The sequence below is a fragment of the Thauera linaloolentis 47Lol = DSM 12138 genome (assembly GCF_000310205.1).
Lineage (GTDB): Bacteria > Pseudomonadota > Gammaproteobacteria > Burkholderiales > Rhodocyclaceae > Thauera > Thauera linaloolentis.
In genome coordinates this window covers 1-257 of record NZ_AMXE01000211.1, presented here as the reverse complement: position 1 = coordinate 257, position 257 = coordinate 1, and the positions used below count along the sequence as shown (strand labels likewise).

1 protein-coding gene is annotated in these 257 nt (G+C 65.8%); it reads right to left on the bottom strand.

All coding sequences use genetic code 11. The features are described 5' to 3' along the window. Positions 1-2: 2 nt before the first annotated feature. A partial coding sequence (locus C666_RS19205; RefSeq protein WP_004352632.1) for an electron transfer flavoprotein subunit alpha/FixB family protein occupies positions 3-257 on the bottom strand: 255 nt, incomplete at its 5' end.

Below are 257 nucleotides of genomic sequence, written 5' to 3'. Positions count from 1 at the left end.
GATCAGACCGCCGCAGTCAGTTGGGGCACCACCTCGAACAGATCCCCCACCAGCCCGTAGTCGGCCACCTGGAAGATCGGCGCTTCCGGATCCTTGTTGATCGCCACGATCACCTTCGAGTCCTTCATCCCCGCAAGGTGCTGGATCGCCCCCGAGATGCCGATCGCGATGTAGAGCTGCGGCGCGACGATCTTGCCCGTCTGGCCCACCTGGTAGTCGTTGGGCACGTAGCCCGCATCGACCGCGGCGCGCGAGGC